Source organism: Achromobacter sp. FW305-C-13 (genome assembly GCF_058783475.1).
In genome coordinates this window covers 166,601-187,347 of record NZ_JBYSYN010000003.1, presented here as the reverse complement: position 1 = coordinate 187,347, position 20,747 = coordinate 166,601, and the positions used below count along the sequence as shown (strand labels likewise).

Genomic DNA, 20,747 nt, shown 5'->3' with positions numbered 1-20,747 from the left:
GCATTTTAGCCTGAAATCCTTGGGCTACGCCAATTGGGGCGGAAAGACAGGGTACAAGGCAGGAATACTATCCGTCCCCAAGATCCCTGCCCGGTCCTGATGCCGCCTAGCCCGCCAGCAATTTCAGCCGTTCCAGCACCTGTTCCGCGCGCGGTAGCGGATCGACCGCGCCATAACCCAACGTGGACAGCGCCGCCGCCGCGTTGGCGTAGCGCACGGCGTCTTCCCAGGAATCGCCCTGGCAGCGGCGCGCCAGCAGGCTGCCCGCGAAGCAATCACCCGCCCCCGTGGCATCCACGGCGTCCACGCGCAAGGCTGCAACCGGCGTCCGGGTGCGCCCGTCGTCGATAATGGAGCCATCCTTGCCCAGTTTCAGCACCACCACGCCCGCCGCGCCGCCGTCGCGAATCCAGTCCAGCGTGCGCTCGGGATCGTCATTGCCGGTCAGGTGCTGCATGTCGTCCATGCTGGGCAGGAACACGTCGGCCTCGCGCATGGCTTCGCGCAGGACGGCGCGGGCGCGGTCCACCGGCCACAGCCGCAGGCGCAGGTTCGAATCCAGGCTGACCTGCGCGCCCGCGGCATGCGCGCGGGCGATGGCGGCGAACACGGTGTCGCAGGCGCTGGTGCTGATCGCCATGCTGATGCCCGACACGTGCAGGAAACGGCTGCGTTCGATCAGGCCGCTTTGCAGCAAGGCCGGGTTCATCAGGCTGGCGGCCGAGCCGCGGCGCAGATAGCTGAACGCGTGGCCGTCGGGACCGTGCTGCACGAAATACAGCCCGGTGTGGGCGTCGTCGTCCGTCTGCACGCCCGTCGTGTCCACGCCTTCGGACTGCCATAAGTCCAGGAACTGCGCCCCGAACGCATCATTGCCCACGCGGGTCAGGTAGGCGCAGCGCGCGCCCTGGCGCGCAGCGGCGATGACCGCGTTGGACGTGTCGCCGCCAAAGCCCTGCAGGTACTGCAGTTGGCCCTTGTGCGTCTGGTTCAGTTCGACCAGCGGCTCGCCCAGCGCGACGATGTCGAAATCAGCCATGGGCGGCCTCGCGGGTTCGGGTGATCTGGGCGACCAGCGCCGCCGTGTCGCGCGCGGCGAACGCGGCCTTGTCGTACAGGTTGCTGCCGATGCCCACCAGCCCGGCGCCGGCCGCGAAGTACGTGCGCATGTTGTCTTGAGTGATGCCGCCCGTGGGGCAGAAGATCGTGTCCGGGTACACCGACTTCAGCGCGGCGAGGTGCTTGGGGCCGCCCGTGTCCGCCGGGAACACCTTCACCACGTCCACGCCGGCACGGCGGGCGGCCAGCACTTCGGTGGGCGTGAACGCACCCAGCAGGCACAGGGCATCGGCCGCGTGCGCCATGTCCACGATTTCGGTCGCCAAAGCGGGCGATACCAGGAAGTCGGCGCCGGCCACCAGCGCCTCGCGGGCCTGGGTTTCGTCCAGCACCGTGCCCACGCCCAGCAGCAGGCTGGCGCCGTGCTTGTCGCGCAGCGCGCGCACCAGGTCGGTCACGCCGGGAATCGTCCAGGTCAGCTCCAGCGTGGTGCAACCTGCCGCCACGGCGACTTCGGCGGCATAGGCGGCGGTGGCCGCGTCCGTGTAGCGCAGCACAGGCACGACCCGGGCGGCCAACAGGGCGGATAGCTTGGAGGCAATGGGAGCGGATGCGGTCATGGAATTCCTCTGGGGCGGGCGGTCAGACGCCGCCGGACGATGCCGGCAGGACGGCGAGTTTGGCCGCGGCGGCATCGCGCAGCCGCAGCAAGGGATCGATATAGGCGGCTTGCGGGTCATCGCGCCGCCGGAACAGCAAGGTGCTGACGCTGACGCCCGCCACGGGCCGGCCGGCCGCATCGCACAGCGCCACGCCGTAGCAGACGATGCCGGCTTCATTTTCCTCGTTGTCCATGGCGTAGCCGCGGGCGCGGTCCCCGTCCAGGACGGCCCGCAGGGCTGGCAGGCTGGTCACGGTGCCGGGCATGCGCGCCGGCAGCGGCAGGTCGCGCAGCAGGCGCTCGCGGGCGACGTCGTCCAGGGCGGCCAGATAGGCCTTGCCGACCGCGCTGGAATGCAGCGCCACCGACGACCCCACGCGCGACACCATGCGCACCGGGCCCGGGCTTTCCAGCTTGTCTATATAGATCATCTCCTGGCCGGCAGGCACCGCCAGGTGCACGGTTTCGCCCGTGGCGTCGCGCAGGGCCTGCAGGTCGGGCGCCAGCGCGGCGCGCAGGTCGAACTGCGACCAGGCACGGCTGGCCAGGGACATCAGGCGCGTTCCCAGTCGGTAGACGCCGCCGGTTTCGGCCACCATGCCCTGCTCGGCCAGCGCGGCCACGATGCGATAGACGGTGGGGCGCGGGTAGCCGCAGCTGCGCGCAAGCGAGGCGGCCGTCGGCGGCTGGGGCGCGTCGGCCACCGCCTGCAGCACGGTCATGAACTTGGCAAACGCCGCAGCGCCCGCGACCTTGGTTTCCGACAAGAACGTCCCCAAATAGTGACAACCAGCCCTTAACTATGAACACGCAGAATTCGCAAGGCAAACAGCGCGAATGTCAGACGAATCTGCGATACTGTTTATTTGTACAGCTAGTTAGCCTATAACTGTCCATATTATGGACCAGTGACTCACAATATAGGCAATTATTCCATATCGCCGCGCTCGAAACCAGCGAAGGGTTATCGCTCGGGCAGGCGGCTTCCTCAGGCTACGATACCGTCCATGAGCTCCCAAATCCGCATCGTTGGCGCACGCCAGAACAATCTCAAGAACCTGGACCTGACTATCGCCACCGGCGAATTGGTCGTTGTGACGGGCGTATCCGGGTCCGGCAAGAGTTCGCTGGCCTTCGACACGCTGTACGCCGAGGGGCAGCGGCGCTACGTGGAAACCTTCTCGCCCTATGCGCGCCAGTTCCTGGACCGCATGGACAAGCCGCAGGTGGACCGCATCGAAGGCATCCTGCCCGCCATCGCGATCGACCAGACCAACCCGGTGCGCAGCTCGCGCAGCACGGTCGGCACGATGACCGAACTGAACGACCACCTGAAGCTGCTGTTCGCGCGCGGCGCGCGGCTGTACTGCCGCGGCTGCGGCAAGGTGGTGCGCCGCGACACGCCGGACTCCATCTACCATTCGCTGGCCGAACGCGCCGCAGTGGCGGGGGATCCGCGTCTGGTCGTGACCTTCCCCATCGCCGTGCCCGCCAACTTCACCGAAGACGAAGTGCGCGGCTTTCTTGAGCAGCAGGGCTACACCCGCGTGCACGCCGAGGAAACCGCCGTGCCGCGCGCCACCGCCGCGGCCAAGGGCGGTAAAGCCGCCAAAGGCGCCAAGAAGGGCAAGGCCGCGAAGGACGCCGGCGAAGAGCGCCGCATCCTGCACGTCATCCAGGACCGGTTCCGTTTTGCGGGCACCGAGCGTGAACGCGTGATGGAAGCGCTGGACACCGCGCTGCGCATGGGCGCCGGGCACCTGGCCGTCTACGTGATGGACGCCGAAGGCGGCGACGCGGAAATCTGGAAATACAGCGACCGCCTGCATTGCGCCGACTGCAACATCGAATACACCGACCCGCTGCCCAGCAGCTTCTCGTTCAATTCGCCGCTGGGCGCCTGCGAATCCTGCCGCGGCTTCGGCCGCGTGATCGGCATCGATTTCGGCCTGGTCATCCCGGACGAGAACAAGACCCTGCTGGAAGGCGCGATCAAGCCGTGGACCACGCCGTCCTATAAGGAATGCCAGGACGAACTGCAGAAGTACGCGCCGCGCGCGGGCGTGCCGCTGGGTGTGCCCTGGAAGGCGATGAGCGAAGAGCACAAGCGCTGGGTGCTCTACGGCACCCCCGACTGGAAGGGCGGCAACGACGCCTGGAAGCACCAGTGGTACGGCGTGCAGCGCTTTTTCGACTGGCTCGAAACCAAGGCCTACAAGATGCACGTGCGCGTGCTGCTCTCGAAATACCGCAGCTACACGCCCTGCCCCACCTGCAACGGCGCTCGCCTCAAACCCGACGCGCTGCTGTGGCGCCTGGGCACCAAGGAAGAAGCCGACACGGTGCTGCCGCCGGAAGACGGCCGCTACCAGCGCTTCATGCCGGTGGGCGCCAACTGGACGCGCGACCAGCTGAACCACCTGGGCGGCCTGTCGATCCATGACGTGATGCTGCTGCCCATCGAGCGGGTGCGGCGCTTTTTCGACGAGCTGTCGTTTTCGGGCGCGCTGGACGCGGCCACCGACCTGCTCATGACCGAAGTGCGCGCGCGCCTGAAGTTCCTGTGCGACGTGGGCCTGGGCTACCTGACGCTGGACCGCCAGAGCCGCACGCTGTCGGGCGGCGAAGTCCAGCGGATCAATCTGACGACCGCGCTGGGCACCTCGCTGGTGAACACGCTGTTCGTGCTGGACGAGCCGTCCATCGGCCTGCACCCGCGCGACATGCACCGCGTGGTCGAAGTCATGCACCGGCTGCGCAACGCCGGCAACACGCTGGTAGTCGTGGAACACGATCCGCAGGTCATGGTGGCCGCGGACCGCATCATCGACATCGGCCCGGGCCCCGGCGAGCGCGGCGGCTACATCGTTTTCGACGGATCGCCCAAGCAGCTGCGCGCCGCAGACACGCTGACGGGCAATTACCTGGGTGGGCGCCAACGCGTGGAAGCGCCGCGTCCGATGCCGGTCGCCAAGAACACGCCGCGGCTGCTGCTGGAAGGCGTCAACGCGCACAACCTGAAGAATGTTTCGGTGGAGTTGCCGCTGGGCCGGCTGGTCTGCGTGACCGGCGTGTCGGGTTCGGGCAAGTCCACGCTGGTGCAGGACGTGCTGTATCCCGCGCTGCTCAAGCAAAAGGGCAAGCCGTCGGAAGCGCCCGGAGCGTTTGACCGCCTGTTGGGCGCCGAGCAGATCGCCGACGTCGTCATGGTGGACCAGACGCCCATCGGCAAGACGGCCCGCTCCAACCCCGCCAGCTATGTGGGCGCTTTCGACGCCATCCGCAAGCTGTTCGCCCAGGCCCCGCTGGCGCGCGAACGCGCCTACACGGCCGGCACATTCAGCTTCAACGGCGGCGACGGCCGCTGCCCGACCTGCGGCGGCACCGGCTTCGAGCACGTGGAAATGCAGTTCCTGTCCGACGTGTACCTGCGCTGCCCCGATTGCGACGGCAAGCGCTTCCGCCCCGAAGTGCTGGAAGTGCGTGTCGAGCACCTGGGCAAGAGCGCGTCCATCGACGAAGTGCTGGCCATGACGGTCAGCGAAGCGCTGGACTTCTTCAAGGGCCTGCGCGACGTGCAGACGGGCCTGGCTCCGCTGGCCGACGTGGGCCTGGAATACGTGCGGCTGGGGCAACCCGTGCCGACGCTGTCGGGCGGTGAGGCGCAACGCCTGAAGCTGGCCGGCCACCTGGCCGAAGCCGCGCGCAGCGGCATCTCTACCGCCAAGGTCGCCAAGAAGGGCAGCCTGTTCCTGTTCGACGAACCCACCACCGGCCTGCACTTCGACGACGTCGCGCGCCTGATGCGCGCCTTCCGCAAGCTGCTGGCCGCGGGCCACACCCTGCTGGTCATCGAACACAACCTGGACGTGATCCGCGCGGCCGACTGGCTGATCGACCTGGGCCCGGAAGGCGGCGACGCCGGCGGCCTGGTGCTTGGCGTGGGCACGCCTCAGGACCTGATGGACAACCCCAAGTCCCACACCGGCGCCGCGCTGCGCGACTACGAAGTCAGCATCCTGCCGGCCGACGTGGTCGTGACCAGCGACGCCGACGCGCAGGAAGTGGAGCAGGCCGGCCTGACCGCCCGCATCGCCGAACCCGCCGCGACGTATGGCCAAGCCAACGGCGCGGGTGAAGGCACGCCACTGCAATCCGTGATGCGCGCGCGCCGCCAGGGCAATATGGCGATCGAAATCCGCAACGCACGCGAACACAATCTGAAGAACATCAGCGTCGAGATCCCGCACGACAAGTTCACCGTGATCACCGGCGTGTCCGGCTCGGGCAAGTCCACGCTGGCCTTCGACATCCTGTTCAACGAAGGCCAGCGCCGCTACCTGGAGTCGCTGAACGCCTACGCGCGCGCCATCGTGCAACCGGCGGGCAAACCGGACGTGGACGCCATCTTCGGCATCCCGCCCACCGTCGCCATCGAACAGCGCACCAGCCGCGGGGGCCGCAAGTCCACCGTGGCCACGATGACGGAAATCCACCATTTCCTGCGCCTGCTCTATGTGAAGCTGGGCACGCAGTACTGCCCGGACTGCAACGTGGCCGTCGAACCGCAGAACACGGACCAGATCGTGGCCCGCCTGCTGCGCGACCACAAGGGCGAGCACATCGGCCTCTTGGCTCCGCTGGTTACCGCCCGCAAGGGCTATTACACGGACTTGGCCAAGTGGGCCGGCTCCAAGGGCCATACGCATCTGCGCGTGGACGGCGAGTTCATCCCCGTAGCCCCGTGGCCGCGCCTGGACCGCTATAAGGAACACACCATCGAACTGCCCGTGGCGGACGTGGTGGTCGACCCGGCCAACGAGGCTGACCTGCGCGCCGCGGTCAAGAGCGCGCTGGAAAACGGCCAGGGCGTGATGTCGGTAGTGTGGCCGGTGAACAAGCTGCACGAAGCGTTGAACAGCGAATTGCAGCAGCAGCATTTCTCGGTCAAGCGCGCGTGCCCGTCTTGCGGCACCAGCTTCCCCGAACCCGATCCGCGCCTGTTCTCGTACAACTCCAAGCACGGCTGGTGCACGGGCTGCTTCGGCACGGGCCTGCAATTGCAAGGCTTCGACGAAGAGCAGACCGGCGAGGAAACCGCCTGGAACGCCTGGTATGAAGGCGAGGCCAAGGCCTGCACACAATGCGACGGGCAGCGCCTGAACCGCGTGGCGCGCGCCGTGCGCTGGCGCGACAAATCCATCGCAGAACTGGCGTCGCTGCCCGTGTCGGATGCGCACACGTTCTTCACCGGACTGGTGGCGCGCGGCCGCGAAGGCGAGATCGCCCGCGACATCCTCACGGAAATCCGCGGACGCTTGAACTTCATGCAGGAAGTCGGGCTGAACTACCTGGCGCTGGACCGCGCCGCCCCGACGCTGTCAGGCGGCGAGGCGCAGCGCATCCGGCTGGCCGCGCAGTTGGGCTCCAACCTGCAGGGCGTCTGCTACGTGCTGGACGAGCCCACCATCGGCCTGCATCCGCGCGACAACCGCATCCTGCTGAACGCGCTGGCCCGCCTGGAAGAAAACGGCAACACGCTGGTGGTGGTGGAGCATGACGAAGACACGATCCGCCGCGCCTCGCACGTGATCGACATCGGGCCGGGCGCGGGCATCCGCGGCGGCCGCGTGGTCGCGGAAGGCTCGGTGCAGGACTTGATGGATGCGCCGGAATCCGTCACCGGGCGTTATCTGAAAACACCGCTGCAACACCCGCTGCAAGGGCGCCGCCCGGTCGAGGCCGACACGCCGATGATCGAGATCCGCGGCGCGCGCTTGCACAACCTGCGCAGCGTGGACGCCAAGATCCCGGTAGGCCGCCTGAGCGTCGTGACGGGCGTCTCCGGTTCCGGCAAGTCCACCCTGGCGCGTGAAGTGCTGCTGGACAACCTGAGCCAGGCCGTCTCGCAAGGCAAGTCGCCGGGCTGGGCAGGCTGCGAAAGCATCAAGGGCTGGGAAGCCATCGACCGCGTGCTGGAAGTGGACCAGACGCCTATCGGCAAGACACCGCGCTCGTGCCCGGCCACCTATGTGGGCTTCTGGGACGACGTGCGCAAGCAGTTTGCCGATACCCGCGAAGCCCGCATGCGCGGCTGGACGGCGGCGCGGTTCTCGTTCAACACCGGCGACGGCCGCTGCCCGGTCTGCGAAGGCCAGGGCATGCGCACCATCGAAATGAACTTCCTGCCGGACGTGAAGGTGCCGTGCGACGCCTGCAACGGCGCGCGCTTCAACAGCGATACGCTCAGCGTGCAAATGCGCGGCAAGAATGCCGGCGAACTGCTGTCCATGGAAGTGGACGACGCCATCGGCTACTTCGCGGCACACCCGAAGATCCACCGCCCGCTGCAGCTGATGCAGGACGTGGGGCTGGGCTACCTGACCTTAGGCCAGCCTTCGCCCACCCTGTCGGGCGGCGAGGCACAGCGCATCAAGCTGGTGACCGAACTGTCCAAGGCGCGCCTGACCGACGGCCTGATCAAGACCGGCCGCGCCTCGCGCATTCCGCACACGCTGTACGTGCTGGATGAACCGACGGTGGGCTTGTCGATGGCTGACGTGGAAAAACTGATTCATGTGCTGCACCGCCTGGTGGAGGCGGGCAACACGGTCGTTGTGATCGAGCATAATCTGGACGTCATCGCCGAAGCCGACTGGCTGCTGGACCTGGGCCCCGAAGGCGGCACGGGCGGCGGCCAACTGGTTGCCGAAGGCTCGCCGGAACATGTGATGACCTTGGCCGACCACTCCCATACCGGACGCGTCCTCACGGAATTCCTGGCACATCAACCGCAGTAATACGCATGGAATGTCGTTTTGAAGACCGGCTGGCCGGCCGCGCGTTGCGCTTCGAGGGCTTTTGCTCCCGGATCGAAGCGCGCGCCGCGGCCGACGTCGCCCCCGCGCTGGCGGCCATCGAGGCCGCGCGGCGGGAAGGGCGATGGATCGCCCTGTTGCTGGATTACGAATTGGGCGAATGGCTGTTGCCCGAGGCCGCCCTGGCCGCGCCCGCCGGCCCGTGGACGCCCCCGCGCGACGACGGACGCCCCCGCCTGACCGCGCTGGTGTTCGAACGCAAGATCGACGAGGCCCCGTGGGACGCGCCCGACGCCGGCAGCGCGCCCGCGTCCATCAGCCTGCCTGCGCCGCGCATGACCGAAGCAGACTATGTGCGCCAGATCGACGCCATCCGCGGGCTGATCCGCGACGGCGAGCTCTATCAGGTCAATTTCACGCAAGCGCTGGATCTGCAGTACCAGGGTGATCCGGCCACGCTCTACCGCCGCATCGCCGCCCGCAATCCGGTGGCCCACGGCGCCTTCATCCAGGACGGCGACCGCACGGTGCTGTCTTTTTCACCCGAGCTCTTTGTGCGGCGTGAAGGTCCGCGGCTGACGACCCGCCCCATGAAAGGCACGGCCCCGCGCCACGCCGATCCCATCGAAGACGCGCGCCTGGGCCAGGAATTGCTGGCCAGCGAAAAAAACCGCGCCGAGAACCTGATGATCGTGGACCTGCTGCGCAATGACCTGGGCCGGCTGGCCCAGCCGGGTTCGGTCAAGGTCGATGCGCTGTTCTCGCTGGAACGCTACCCCACGGTCTGGACCATGACGTCCACCGTCTCGGCACTGGCGCCGGAGGCCACGCTGCAAGACGTGCTTTACGCCCTGTTCCCTTGCGGTTCGATTACCGGCGCCCCCAAGGTGGCCGCCATGCGCCGCATCCGCCAGATGGAAACCGCGCCGCGCGGGCTGTATTGCGGCAGCGTGGGCTGGCTGGCGCCGGATGGCGATTTCTCGTTGAACGTGGCGATCCGCACCCTGGTGCTGGACCCCGGCGGCCACGGTGTCTACAGCGTGGGCGGCGGCATCGTGCACGACTCGAACCCCGCGGAGGAATGGCAGGAATGCCATTGGAAGGCCCGGATTTTGCGCGCGTGACGATATAACCGTAGGATGGCGGCAGCGGGAGTAGCATAGAGCGCGGCCCCGCCCGCCTTGTCCCAGGAGAGTCCCATGCAACCCGAATTGATCGAGACCATCCTGGTCGATGCCGAACAACGCGTGCCCCTGCTGGCCCGTCACCTGCAGCGCCTGGAGGCGTCCTGCAAGGCACTGGGCTATGTCTGGGGCGGACGGTCGGTGGAAGGCGACATCATGATCGCCGCGATGGGGCTCGTCACCCCCGGCCCGCATCGCCTGCGCCTGCTGGTCGCTCGAGACGGGTCCCGCCATATCCAGACCGCCCGGCTGCCGCCGCTGCCCGCCATCCAGGAAGTGATGCTGGCGCCCGAGGCGCTGCGTTCCTCGGAACCGCTGCTGCGCTACAAGACCACGCACCGCCCCTGGTACACCAAGACGATCGAATGGCTGCCCGCGCACCCGCATATCTTCGACCTGCTGTACCTGAACGAACGCGGCGAGCTGTGCGAAGGCAGCCGCAGCAACGTGTACCTGCGCATGGACGGCCATTGGTACACCCCGCCGGTCGATAGCGGCTGCCTGCCCGGCGTGCAACGCGGCGAACTGCTGGACACGGGCAACGTCCGCGAACGCGTGCTGACGCTGGCCGATCTGCACGCCGCCGACGAGATCCGCCTGTCCAATGCCCTGCGCGGCTGGTTCACGGTCACGCTGCGGGAAGCCTGAGCCCGCCTGCCAAGGGCATGCGCCGATTGCCAAACCGGCGCCGCTGAATAATAATTGATACTCATTCTTATTGACGTCATGTCAGCGGTTCCATCGTGTCCTCCCCCCGCCTTGCGGCATCCGCCCGCATCGAGTCCCTGTACTGCGACCATCACGGCTGGTTGCAGGAATGGTTGCGGCGGCGCCTGGGCAACGCGTTCGACGCGGCCGACATCGCGCACGACACGTTCGTGCGCCTGTTCCGCAACCAGGAACCGATACGCGAACCGCGCGCATTCCTGACCACGATCGCCCACGGGCTGGTCGTGAACCACTGGCGGCGCCAGGACCTGGAACGCGCCTACCACGACACGCTGGCCACCGTCGCAGACACGCACCTGCCCTCGCCCGAAGATCGCGCGCTGCTGATGGACGCCCTGTGCGAACTGGACGCGCTGCTGAACCAGCTGAATCCCAAGGCCCGCACCGCCTTTCTGCTGGCCCATCTGGAAGGCCTCACTTATATCGAGATCGCTGAGCAGCTGCAGGTGTCCGAGCGCATGGTGAAGAAATACATGGCGCAGGCGATGCTGCAGTGCCTGACCTCAAGCCTGGCGCCGGCGCCGGTCGCGCCATGATGCCCGCCCGCGGCGCCTCTCCCAGCTTCAAGGTCTTGCAGGAAGCCGCCGAATGGTTCGCGGTGTTGCGGGCTCCGGCGGTGCCCGCCGATGAGCGGTTGCGCTGGCGGCAATGGCACGATGCGGACCCCGCCCATCAGATGGCCTGGAGCCAGGTCGAGGCCATCAGCGGCAAATTCCTGAACGTGCCCGGCGGCGACAAGCCGATGGCGCACCGCCTGCTGGATGCCGCAGCGGCCAAGCGCGCCCAGCGCCGGCGCGCCATGAAGATGCTGACCCTGCTGTGCGGCACCGCCCTGGGCGTCTGGGCTTCCGCACGGACCGCCCCGTGGCGCGTCTGGACGGCCGAACATGCCACCGGCCTGGCCGAACAGCGCCAAATCCGGCTGGCCGACGGCGCCAGCCTGTGGTTGAACACGGATAGCGCGATCGACGTCGACTACCGTGCGGACCTGCGGCGCATCCACCTGATCGCGGGCGAGATCCTGATCGACACCGCGCCCGACATCCAGTCGCCCGCCCGCCCCTTCGTGGTCGACACCGCCGAGGCGCGGCTGCGGGCCTTGGGCACTCGCTACAGCGTCTACCAGGAAGACGGCGCCAGCGTCGTCGCGGTGTTTGACGGCGCGGTAAGCGTCGAGCCATTGCAGGCAGGTGCGCGCCCCCTCTTGCTGCACGCCGGCCAGCAGTCCCGCGTTACCCGCACCGGCGCCGACGCGCCGGTGCCCGCCGACGAGGCCCGCCGCTCGTGGTCCAACGGGCTGATCGTCGCCGAGAACATGCGCCTGGGCGATTTCATCGCCGAGCTGTCGCGTTACCGGCGCGGCTATCTGGGGTGTGCGCCGGAAGTGGCCGACCTGCGGATCGTCGGCGCCTATGCCGTGGGCGACACGGACCGCGTACTGGCCGCGCTGGCGGCCACGCTGCCGGTGCGCGTGCGGGCCACCATGCCCTGGTGGGTGGTCGTGGTTCCGAAGTAATTCGCGCCGGGCGCAACTATTTTCAGGCGGAGGTTCCCTTTTCGATGCCCGTGTTTGGCATACGGGGTGAAGACCGACTTCTCTCCCTATCGACAAGGCCCCGCCATGCATTCGTCACCCCCCATCCGCCGCACCGTCCTGTCGCTGGCGATCCGTTCCAGCTTGCTAGGCATCGCCCTGGCCACCGCCGTGCCGGCAGTGGCGCAGTCCGCGCAATCCGCGCCGGCCGAGCGCGACTACGACATCGCGCCCGGTGCGCTCAGCCGGGTCCTGACGCAGTTCGCGGCGCAGGCTGGCATCCAGGTGTCGGTCGAAGCGTCGCTGACCGCCGGCCGCGACAGCCCCGGCCTGCGCGGCAGGCAATCGGTGCAAGGCGGCCTGAACGCGCTGCTGGCAGGAACGGGGCTGGAAGCCGTCAACCGCGGCGGCGGCGAATACACCTTGCGCGCCAGCCTCACGCCCGGGGTGACCACCTTGCCCAGCGTCACCGTCACCGGGTCGGCCACCGCCGCCCTGCAACAGGACGGGCTGGCCAGCGACGGTTACCGCTCGGGAACCTTGTCTTCCGTCGGCGCGCTGGGCGGCATGGATTGGCAGCATACGCCCTACGCCTTCAACGTCGTGTCGCGGGAACTGCTGCAGAACGTGCAGGCGCAATCCCCGGACGACGTCTACAAGATCAGTCCGTCCACCCTGTCGCAGACGCCGCAGATCAGCGGATGGGCGCCGATGGTGAAGATCCGCGGCTTCAACAGTTACGACCGGGCCGAAGATGGCTTGCGCCGTTCGTACGGCTTTGCCGCGTCGCTGGAAGACAAAGAGCGGGTCGAAATCCTGAACGGCTTGTCGGGATTCCTGTTTGGCGCCGCCTCGCCCGGCGGCATGGTGAACTACGTCAACAAGCGCCCCACGGCAGAGCGGCTGAACAGCATCACGGTAGGCAACTACGGCGGTAGCCAGTACTACGTGCACGGCGACTTCGGCGGCCCCGTCGACAGCAACGGCAAGGTCGGCTATCGCGTCAACCTGGTGCGCCAGGACGGCGACACCGCGGTGGACGACCAGAAGATCGACCGCACGCTGGCCAGCGCGGCACTGGACTTCAACATCACCGATCGCTTCAAGCTTGAGCTGGGCGCGTCCTATGGCGACTACAAGATGCAGGCGCCTTCGTCCTACTGGTTCTTCCGGGAAGGCGCGCCTCGCCCGAACCTGGACACCAGCAAGAACTGGAGCCAGCCGTGGATCCGCGACGAGACCGAAACCCGCAAATGGATGGCTCGCGCCACCTATGAGGCCAGCGACAACCTGACGCTGCGCGTGGCGCACATCCGCGAATATCAAGACAGGCCCGTGCAATACCACACCATGAACTCGGTGCGCGGACCCGGTGAGTATTTCCAGTTACGCCAGAAGGTGGGCCCGACCCGCACCGAGTCGGAATCATGGCAAGCGTTGGCGGACATCTCGTTCGGCACCGGCCCCGTCGCCCACAAGATCACGATGGGCTATTACGGCTACACGGACAGGCAATGGCAGACCAACTACTTCCCCAGCACCGGGTATCTGGGCCCCTATGGGCTGGATTCGCCTACGCATGTCGCGGAGCCGGTTTGGCCGTCCACGCCGTCCAAGGCGATGTACTTCTCCAGTCGCGTCCGCAACGACAACTTCATGATTGGCGACCTGATCCGGTTCAATGAACAGTGGTCGGCGCTGGTCGGCATCAACCGCAGCACGATCCAGACCATCGACCGCGATGCAAATGGCAACGCCACCCAGCCGGACTATGACCGGGGCCGGAACTCGCCCAACGCGTCCCTGATCTTTACGCCCGCGCCATGGCTGACGACGTATGCGACCTATATCGAAGGCCTGGAGCAAGGAGGCATCGCGCCAGAGGAAGCCGTCAACCGGCTGCAGACCATGCCGCCGATGCAAAGCAAGCAAAAGGAGCTGGGCATCAAGGCCGAACTGGGTGGCGTGCTGGTCAGCGGCGCGTTGTTCGATATCGAGAAATCCTACGAATTCACCAACAGCGCAAATGTCTACGCGCAAGACGGTATTCAGCGCCACCGCGGCGGCGAAGTGTCGGCCGTGGGCAAGGTGACCGAGGGATGGACCATTATGGGCGGCGCTACCTTGCTGCATGCGCGCGTCGAAGGAGGCGCCAACGACGGCCAGGTTCCCATAAACGTCCCGAAATTCATGGCAAAACTTTATTCCGAATATGCACTGCCTTTCGCGCCGGGGCTCAGCGTCACCGGTGGGGTCTACCATGTGGGCAAGCAATGGGCGACGGCCACCAACACCAGCCGCTTGCCTTCCTACACCACCTTCGACTTGGGGCTGCGTTACGCAGCCAAGGTGTCGGGCCGCCCGTTGACGCTGCGCTTGAACGTCAACAACCTGACAGGCAAAGACTACTGGCTCAACAGCTATTACCTGGGCAGTCCCCGCAGCGTCGCGCTGTCCGCCCAAGTCCAGTTCTGACCGCCCGTCAATCCGCGAACTCGTCCACCACCACTTGCCGCAACCACTGGTTGGCGGGTTCGCGGTGGCTGCGGGCGTGCCAGAACACGTTGATGACGGACGCCGGGATCTTCACGGGACAGGGCGCCGTCGCCAGGCCGAAAGGCTGACAGGCGCAGTCGGCGAATCGCTGGGGCACCACCGCGATCATGTCTGTGGCGGCCAGCACCGGCCCCACCGCCATGAAATGCGGCACCGTCAGCCGCAGGCGGCGGCGGATGCCGGCATGTGCGATCACCTCGTCCACCACGCCGTGGCCGGTGCCTTCGGACACGATAGCCACGTGTTCGGCCACCCGGAACTGCCGCGCCGTTACGCCTGAGCGCGCCAGCGGATGGTCGCGCCGGAAGATGCACACGTAGGGCTGGCTGAACAGCTTGCGCTGGAAAAAGCCGCTTTTCAGGCCCGGCAGGAAACCCATGGCCAGATCGATGCGGCCACGCTCCATCTCGTCTTTCACGTCGATCGACGTCGTGCGCACCGTCCGGATCGTGACGCCGGGCGCCGCGCCATCCAGCGCCCGCATCAAACGCGGCAGGAAATACGTTTCGCCTACGTCGTTCACGCCGATTACGAACGCCCGTTCGCTGCGCGCGGGATCGAAGCGCGCCCGCGCGTTCAATGTGCTGTGCAGCGCGCCCAGCGCATCGGCGATGGGCTGGGCGAGCGATTCCGCGTAGGGCGTGGGCACCATGCCGCGCGACGTGCGCAGGAACAACTCGTCTCCCAGCAGCTTGCGCAGCCGGCCCAGCGCATTGCTGACGCCGGGTTGCGAAATGCCCAGGCTCTGGGCCACGGCGGATACCCGGCCGTGCTTCTGCAGTTCATTGAAGACGACCAGCAGATTCAGGTCCACGTCTTTCAGGTTCATGCGCTTGTCTCCACCAATATTGATTTTGGTGATCTGTCTTATCAAGCAGATTCTATTTATTTATTCGGCAGTCTGCCCGATGATGAGGCGACAACTGCCCGCGCCGATGCCGCGCGGGTCCTGCCCGCCCCAGCGGCGCAGATGAACAATGGAGACAAGCCATGCAATCCGCCACGCTCTGTAGGCCGGGCGGCCACCCCGGAGGCCGCCCATGAACGCCCCCGACCAGCCGCTTACCTTCGTTCCGCCCTGGCAGGGCGACGGATCCCACCGTATCCCCTTCGGCGTCTACACCGATGCCGCGCTGCACCAGCGCGAACTGGAGCGCTTCTTCTACCGCTCACACTGGAGCTACGTGGGCCTGGAGGCCGAAATCCCCAACCCGGGCGACTTCAAGCGCACTGCGGTGGGCGAAAGGTCCGTCATCCTGCTGCGCGATAACGACGGTCAGGTGCGCGTCGTGGAAAACGTGTGCGCCCACCGCGGCGTGCAGTTCTGCCGCGAACGCGCCGGCAACCGCAGCGAATTTGTCTGCCCCTACCACCAGTGGAATTACGACCTGCAGGGCAACCTGATCGGCGTGCCCTTCCGGCGCGGCGTGAAGCAGGACGGTAAGGTGAACGGCGGCATGCCGCCCGATTTCAAGCCTGAAGAACACAGCCTGACCAAGCTGGCCGTGGCTTGCCGCAACGGCGTGGTCTTCGCCTCGTTCGACCACGGCGTGGAATCGCTGGAAGACTACCTGGGCCCGGACATCCTGCACTACTTCGACCGCGTCTTCGACGGCCGCGAACTGGTGATCCACGGCTACAGCCGCCAGCGCATTCCGGGCAACTGGAAACTGATGCAGGAGAACATCAAAGACCCCTACCACCCGGGCCTCTTGCATACCTGGTTCGTCACCTTTGGGCTCTGGCGCGCGGACAACCGGTCGGAACTGAAGATGGACCGCCATTTCCGCCACGCCGCCATGATTTCCACGCGCGGCCAGGGCGGCAAAGGCAGCGTCACCAGTGGCGTGTCCAGCTTCAAGGAGCAGATGTCGCTGAACGATGACCGCTTTCTGGACATCGTCCAGGAGCCGTGGTGGAACGGCCCTACCGCCGTGCTGATGACCTTGTTCCCCAGCGTCATCATCCAGCAGCAGGTGAATTCGCTGTCCACTCGCCACATCCAGCCCGTGGGCCACGACGCCTTCGATTTCGTCTGGACCCACTTCGGCTTTGCCGACGACACGCCCGAGATGACACGCCGGCGCCTGCGCCAGGCCAATCTGTTCGGCCCGGCCGGCTTCGTGTCGGCCGACGACGGCGAAGTCATCGAATTCTCGCAAGCGGGTTTTCAACAGAAGCCGTGGCACCGCAGCGTGGCGGAACTGGGCGGCAAGACCGCCGAGAACACCGACCACATGGTGACCGAAACGCTGATCCGCGGCATGTACGCGTATTGGCGTCGCGTGATGGAGGCATGACGATGCTGGACTTTCCGCTCTACTACCAGCTGACCCGCCTGTACGCCGACTACGCCGCCGCGCTGGACGCCGAGGAATGGGAGAAATGGCCGGACTTTTTCCTGGAAGACTGCACCTACAAGGTGCTGCCCCGCGAAAACCACGAGCGCGGCTATCCGCTGGCGACCATGGCGTTCGAAAGCCGCGGCATGCTGAAGGACCGCATCTACGGCGCCACCGACACGATCTTCCACGACCCGTACTACCAGCGCCACGTCGTGGGCGCGCCACGCGTGCTGTCGGCCGACGGCGACCGCATCGAATCCGAGGCCAGCTACGCGGTGTTCCGCACCAAGCCCAACCAGTTGACGACGGTCTTCAACGTGGGACGCTATCTGGACGTGGTGCGTCAGACGTCCGACGGCCTGAAGTTCGAATCGCGGCTGTGCATCTTCGACAGCGAACTGATCCCAAATTCGCTCATCTATCCCATCTGACCAGGACAATCGCTATGAGTACGCAATGGATCAAGGCCATCGCGCGGGCCGACGTGCCGGAAGAAGACGTCATCGCCGTGCTGGCGGGCGACCGCGAGATCGCGCTATACGGTGTCGACGGCGAGGTCTACGCCACCGCCAACCTCTGTACGCACGGCAACGCCCGCCTGTGCGATGGTTTCCTGGAAGGCCACGAGATCGAGTGCCCGCTGCACCAGGGCCGCTTCGACGTGCGCGACGGCCGGGCGTTGTGTTCCCCCTTGCGGGAAAACGTGGCGACCTACCCCGTCAGGATCGAGGATGGGATGGTGTTCGTGGCGCTGTAAGGGGAAGGCCGGGCGGCCGGTACGCCGTGACGCGGCCACCGGCCGGCGTTCAGATCGCCAGCCGCAGCGCCTCGTTGGCAGCCGCCATGCCCATGGCGGCCGTCACGGTCACAACCGAACCGTAGCCCGCGCACGACAGCCCTTGCGGCGCGATGTTCTGGCCCGAGGCGCCCACGTCGTCCTCGCCCTCGACGGGGCGGGTCCAGGCGTCAGGCAGGATGGCGGGCTGGTCGAACCACAGCGCGTGGATACCCATCTTGGGCACGCGCTTGAGCGCCTTGCCGTTCTGATCGGAGGCGCGCGGAAAGCCATGCTCCTTGCGCAATTTGTTGCGCAGCTTGGCCAGCAAGGCATCGTTCACCGCAGCCGACAAGTCCCCTGCCCGCAACGCCAGCGGATCCGTCTTGCCACCCGCGCCGCCGCACAGCAGCATCGGGACGCCCAGCGCGCGGGCATGCAGAATCATGGCGATCTTGGCCGTGGCCTGGTCGGTGCAATCGATGATGACGGTATAAGGCCCGGGCAGGACGTCGGCGACGTTCTCGGGCGACACGAAATCATCCACCCGCGTAAGCCGGCATTCCGGATTGATCGCCAGCACCCGCTCGGCCATGGCATCCACCTTGGATTGCCCCAGCGTGGACGACAGCGCATGGATCTGCCGATTGACGTTGGATTCGGCGATGTGGTCCAGGTCAATGAGGGTCAATGCACCAACACCGCAGCGCGCCAGCGCCTCGACGGTCCAGGAACCGACGCCACCCAGGCCAGCGACCGCAACGTGAGCGTTTTGCAGGCGCGCGGGGGCTTGAGGGCCATAGAGACGGGACAGGCCGCCGAAGCGGCGGTCGAGGTCGGCGGGGGGGATCGGGTGATCGGGGGAGTTCATGGGGGGTATTTTATAGGGCGGGGCGTTGTCGGTGTTTAGGGGCCCGCGTTGTGCTTCGTAGGTCGCCCATCGCCGCGGTTGGCGTGCGGGCGCGCGCCCACGATTGCGGTCCGGAGCCTTCGCTCCGGACTGTCCCCGTCGTCATCTTCGTTGCGGCCTACGGCCGCTGCCTTCAGATTCCCTCGGGCGCATCAAGGTTGCGCGCCCGCACGCCAACCGCAACGACGGGCTGCCGCCGTCTTGGGTCGGTGCGCTGCTAGACCTGTATGCAATGGCGAGTCTTGCGCTGCCCGCCAAATTGCGGCCGCGCGGGCGGCCACAATTGGCATACACGTCGATCGACGTCGTCGCGCAGGTCGCTTGCGCGGTTGCCGGGGTTGCGATCATTTTCGACCACCACATTGACGCGAAAATCCGCGGGTACACGCGAAGCGGCATCCCCCCAACGCAAGACGCCGTGAAAGCCCCAAAAGGCCGCCCGCGCGGCCGGCCTGGGGCGAGGCCCGCAAGATCTTTCACCACCCACCCATGGCGGGAGGGAACCCCAAGCAAACCATCCTCCCCAACTGACGTCAGATTTCAATTAGCAGAGCCGGGCGTGGCGGTGGGGCGGGGTGCGCGGGGAGTCGATGCGCCCGAGGGAATCTGAAGGGAAGGCCGCAGGCCTGGACGAAGATGACGACGGGGCCAGTCCGGAGCGAAGGCTCCGGACCGCAATCGTTGACCCGCGCGCCCCGCCCCACCGCCACGCCGGGCGTCTAAAGAACCTCGAACATCACGCAACGAGACAACCGCCGACACCCAACGCCGATATCAACGAACCACAACATCATCCCCGCCCAGCGCCCGATAAACCGTCACCTGGTTCACCAGGCGATTCAACCCGTTCTCGTCCCGCGCGATCTCCGCCGTCCGGCGCTTCTCTTGTGCGTCCAGCCAGTCCTTCAACGACACCGCCCCGGCGCGGTAGCGCACTTCGTACAGGCGTTCCGCGTCACGCGCCGCCCGTAACGATACCGCCAACTGCTCCGCCTGCAACGCCAGTTGCGTCCGGTTCGATAGCGCATTCTCCACGTCTGCCATCGCCTGATACAGCGACTGCCGGAAGTTGACGACGCGTTCTTCGTAATCCGCCTTGGAAATCTTGATGTTCAGCTGCATCTGCGTCCATTGCAGGAACGGCAGCGTCAAGCCCACGCCCAGGGACGCGACGGGGTTTTGCAGGATGTTCGATAGCGTGGGGCTGGCGCTGCCCACGGCGCCCGTCAGGGTGACGGGGGGGTAGAAGCTGGCGCGCGTGGCGTCGACCGTGGCCAGCGCTTCGCGCAAGCGCAGTTCCGCTGCGCGCAGGTCCGGGCGGCGGCCCAGCAGGTCGGCGGGGACGCCGGCGCGTGCTTCGGGCAGCGGGTACTGCGGCAGCCGGGCCGGGTCGGCCATGCTGCGGTCGGGCGGGCCGTCGAACAGAATGGTCAGCGCATTCGTGTATTCCACGCGCTGTTGCACCAGCAGGGTATGCGCCGCCTGCTGGCTGGCCACAGTCTGCTCAGCTTCCGCCAGTTCCAGGGCCGATGCGCCGCCCGCGGCGTACTGCGCGCGCACCAGGTCCTGCGTGCGGCGAGCGTAGGCGATGCTTTCTTCGCTGCTGGCGATGCGCTGGTTGATGAAGGCCGTCTGCCAGTACAGCGTGGCCGTAGTACCCACCAGGGACAGGGCCGAGGACTGGCGGTCCTGCTCGGTGGCCAGCGCCTCCCACTGGGCGGCATCGCGCTGGCGCGACAGCTTGCCCCACAGGTCGACCTCGTAGCTCACGGTCAGCTCGGTGGCATTGGTCCGCGCGATGGCGCGGTCGCCGTACAGGTTGCGGTTGCGCGACACGTTGGCGCTACCGCCCAGTTGGGGGATCAGTTGGTCTTCGGTCAGCCCCGCCTGGTACTGGGCGCGGCGCACCCGGATCGCCGCGGCGGCCAGATCGTTGTTGCGCGCCAGCACGGCATCGACCAGGCCGTTCAGGACCGGATCATTGAAATTACGCCACCAGGCGCCGCCGTCGGCCAGCAGCGCTTGCGCGTCGCCCGGGGCGCCATGCGTCCAGGCGGCGGGCGCCTGGGTCAGCGGGGGTTCGTAGTCGGTACGCAGCAGGCTGCCGCAACCGCCCAGCGCCAGAAGCAGCGCCAGGGCGGCGGGGGTGCGAATCAGGGAAACCGCTTTCATCGTC

At 66.9% G+C, this 20,747-nt stretch carries 15 protein-coding genes; 9 read left to right on the top strand and 6 right to left on the bottom strand.

The annotated features are described in order from the left end of the window. Positions 1 to 106: 106 nt before the first annotated feature. Genes AC3WMU_RS19780 through AC3WMU_RS19770 form a run of 3 tightly spaced genes read right to left on the bottom strand, consistent with a single transcriptional unit; the run spans position 107 to position 2,487 of the window. Positions 107 to 1,039, bottom strand: coding sequence for a sugar kinase (locus tag AC3WMU_RS19780; protein WP_088587725.1), 933 nt, complete (start codon positions 1,037 to 1,039; stop codon positions 107 to 109). Next, on the bottom strand, positions 1,032 to 1,679 hold the full coding sequence (locus AC3WMU_RS19775; RefSeq protein WP_492282860.1) for a bifunctional 4-hydroxy-2-oxoglutarate aldolase/2-dehydro-3-deoxy-phosphogluconate aldolase: 648 nt from the start codon (positions 1,677 to 1,679) through the stop codon (positions 1,032 to 1,034). Before AC3WMU_RS19775 ends, AC3WMU_RS19780 begins: the two co-directional genes overlap by 8 nt. 22 nt (positions 1,680 to 1,701) lie before the next feature. Then, positions 1,702 to 2,487: an IclR family transcriptional regulator gene (locus tag AC3WMU_RS19770; protein ID WP_280025906.1), complete on the bottom strand. Its 786-nt coding sequence runs from the start codon at positions 2,485 to 2,487 to the stop codon at positions 1,702 to 1,704. A 240-nt stretch (positions 2,488 to 2,727) separates the two neighbouring features. On the opposite strand from AC3WMU_RS19770, the gene uvrA reads away from it, so the two are divergent. From uvrA to AC3WMU_RS19740, 6 genes are all read left to right on the top strand, one after another. Next, positions 2,728 to 8,520: an excinuclease ABC subunit UvrA gene (gene uvrA, locus AC3WMU_RS19765; protein ID WP_454676198.1), complete on the top strand. Its 5,793-nt coding sequence runs from the start codon at positions 2,728 to 2,730 to the stop codon at positions 8,518 to 8,520. Positions 8,521 to 8,525: 5 nt separating this feature from the next. Continuing rightward, positions 8,526 to 9,662: an aminodeoxychorismate synthase component I gene (locus AC3WMU_RS19760; protein ID WP_454676197.1), complete on the top strand. Its 1,137-nt coding sequence runs from the start codon at positions 8,526 to 8,528 to the stop codon at positions 9,660 to 9,662. A gap of 75 nt (positions 9,663 to 9,737) precedes the next feature. Continuing rightward, complete coding sequence (locus tag AC3WMU_RS19755) at positions 9,738 to 10,370, top strand: aminotransferase class IV family protein (RefSeq protein WP_006226403.1); 633 nt, start codon at positions 9,738 to 9,740, stop codon at positions 10,368 to 10,370. Positions 10,371 to 10,465: 95 nt separating this feature from the next. Next, positions 10,466 to 10,987: a sigma-70 family RNA polymerase sigma factor gene (locus tag AC3WMU_RS19750; protein WP_280025909.1), complete on the top strand. Its 522-nt coding sequence runs from the start codon at positions 10,466 to 10,468 to the stop codon at positions 10,985 to 10,987. Then, complete coding sequence (locus AC3WMU_RS19745; RefSeq protein WP_006226401.1) at positions 10,945 to 11,967, top strand: FecR domain-containing protein; 1,023 nt, start codon at positions 10,945 to 10,947, stop codon at positions 11,965 to 11,967. The genes AC3WMU_RS19750 and AC3WMU_RS19745 overlap by 43 nt, the downstream gene beginning before the upstream one ends. A gap of 105 nt (positions 11,968 to 12,072) precedes the next feature. Continuing rightward, positions 12,073 to 14,460: a TonB-dependent siderophore receptor gene (locus tag AC3WMU_RS19740; RefSeq protein WP_424626311.1), complete on the top strand. Its 2,388-nt coding sequence runs from the start codon at positions 12,073 to 12,075 to the stop codon at positions 14,458 to 14,460. Positions 14,461 to 14,467: 7 nt separating this feature from the next. Here the strand turns inward: AC3WMU_RS19740 and AC3WMU_RS19735 are convergent, their stop codons facing one another. Further along, the gene (locus AC3WMU_RS19735; RefSeq protein WP_006226399.1) at positions 14,468 to 15,370 is read right to left on the bottom strand and encodes a LysR family transcriptional regulator; all 903 of its coding nucleotides are present in this window, start codon (positions 15,368 to 15,370) and stop codon (positions 14,468 to 14,470) included. 211 nt (positions 15,371 to 15,581) lie between these two features. Between AC3WMU_RS19735 and AC3WMU_RS19730 the strand changes: the two genes are divergently transcribed. Genes AC3WMU_RS19730 through AC3WMU_RS19720 form a run of 3 tightly spaced genes read left to right on the top strand, consistent with a single transcriptional unit; the run spans position 15,582 to position 17,643 of the window. Then, positions 15,582 to 16,841, top strand: a complete 1,260-nt coding sequence (locus AC3WMU_RS19730) for an aromatic ring-hydroxylating dioxygenase subunit alpha (protein ID WP_006226397.1) — start codon at positions 15,582 to 15,584, stop codon at positions 16,839 to 16,841. 2 nt (positions 16,842 to 16,843) lie between these two features. Beyond that, positions 16,844 to 17,317 carry an aromatic-ring-hydroxylating dioxygenase subunit beta gene (locus tag AC3WMU_RS19725; protein WP_035213777.1) on the top strand — a complete coding sequence of 158 codons (474 nt, stop codon included), beginning with the start codon at positions 16,844 to 16,846 and terminating at the stop codon, positions 17,315 to 17,317. Positions 17,318 to 17,331: 14 nt separating this feature from the next. Then, positions 17,332 to 17,643, top strand: a complete 312-nt coding sequence (locus AC3WMU_RS19720) for a non-heme iron oxygenase ferredoxin subunit (protein ID WP_006226395.1) — start codon at positions 17,332 to 17,334, stop codon at positions 17,641 to 17,643. Positions 17,644 to 17,692: 49 nt separating this feature from the next. On the opposite strand, the gene AC3WMU_RS19715 is transcribed toward AC3WMU_RS19720, so the two are convergent. Further along, on the bottom strand, positions 17,693 to 18,532 hold the full coding sequence (locus tag AC3WMU_RS19715; RefSeq protein WP_006226394.1) for a tRNA threonylcarbamoyladenosine dehydratase: 840 nt from the start codon (positions 18,530 to 18,532) through the stop codon (positions 17,693 to 17,695). Between the two features lie 813 nt (positions 18,533 to 19,345). Next, the gene (locus AC3WMU_RS19710; RefSeq protein ID WP_492282859.1) at positions 19,346 to 20,743 is read right to left on the bottom strand and encodes an efflux transporter outer membrane subunit; all 1,398 of its coding nucleotides are present in this window, start codon (positions 20,741 to 20,743) and stop codon (positions 19,346 to 19,348) included. Between the last annotated feature and the right edge of the window lie 4 nt (positions 20,744 to 20,747).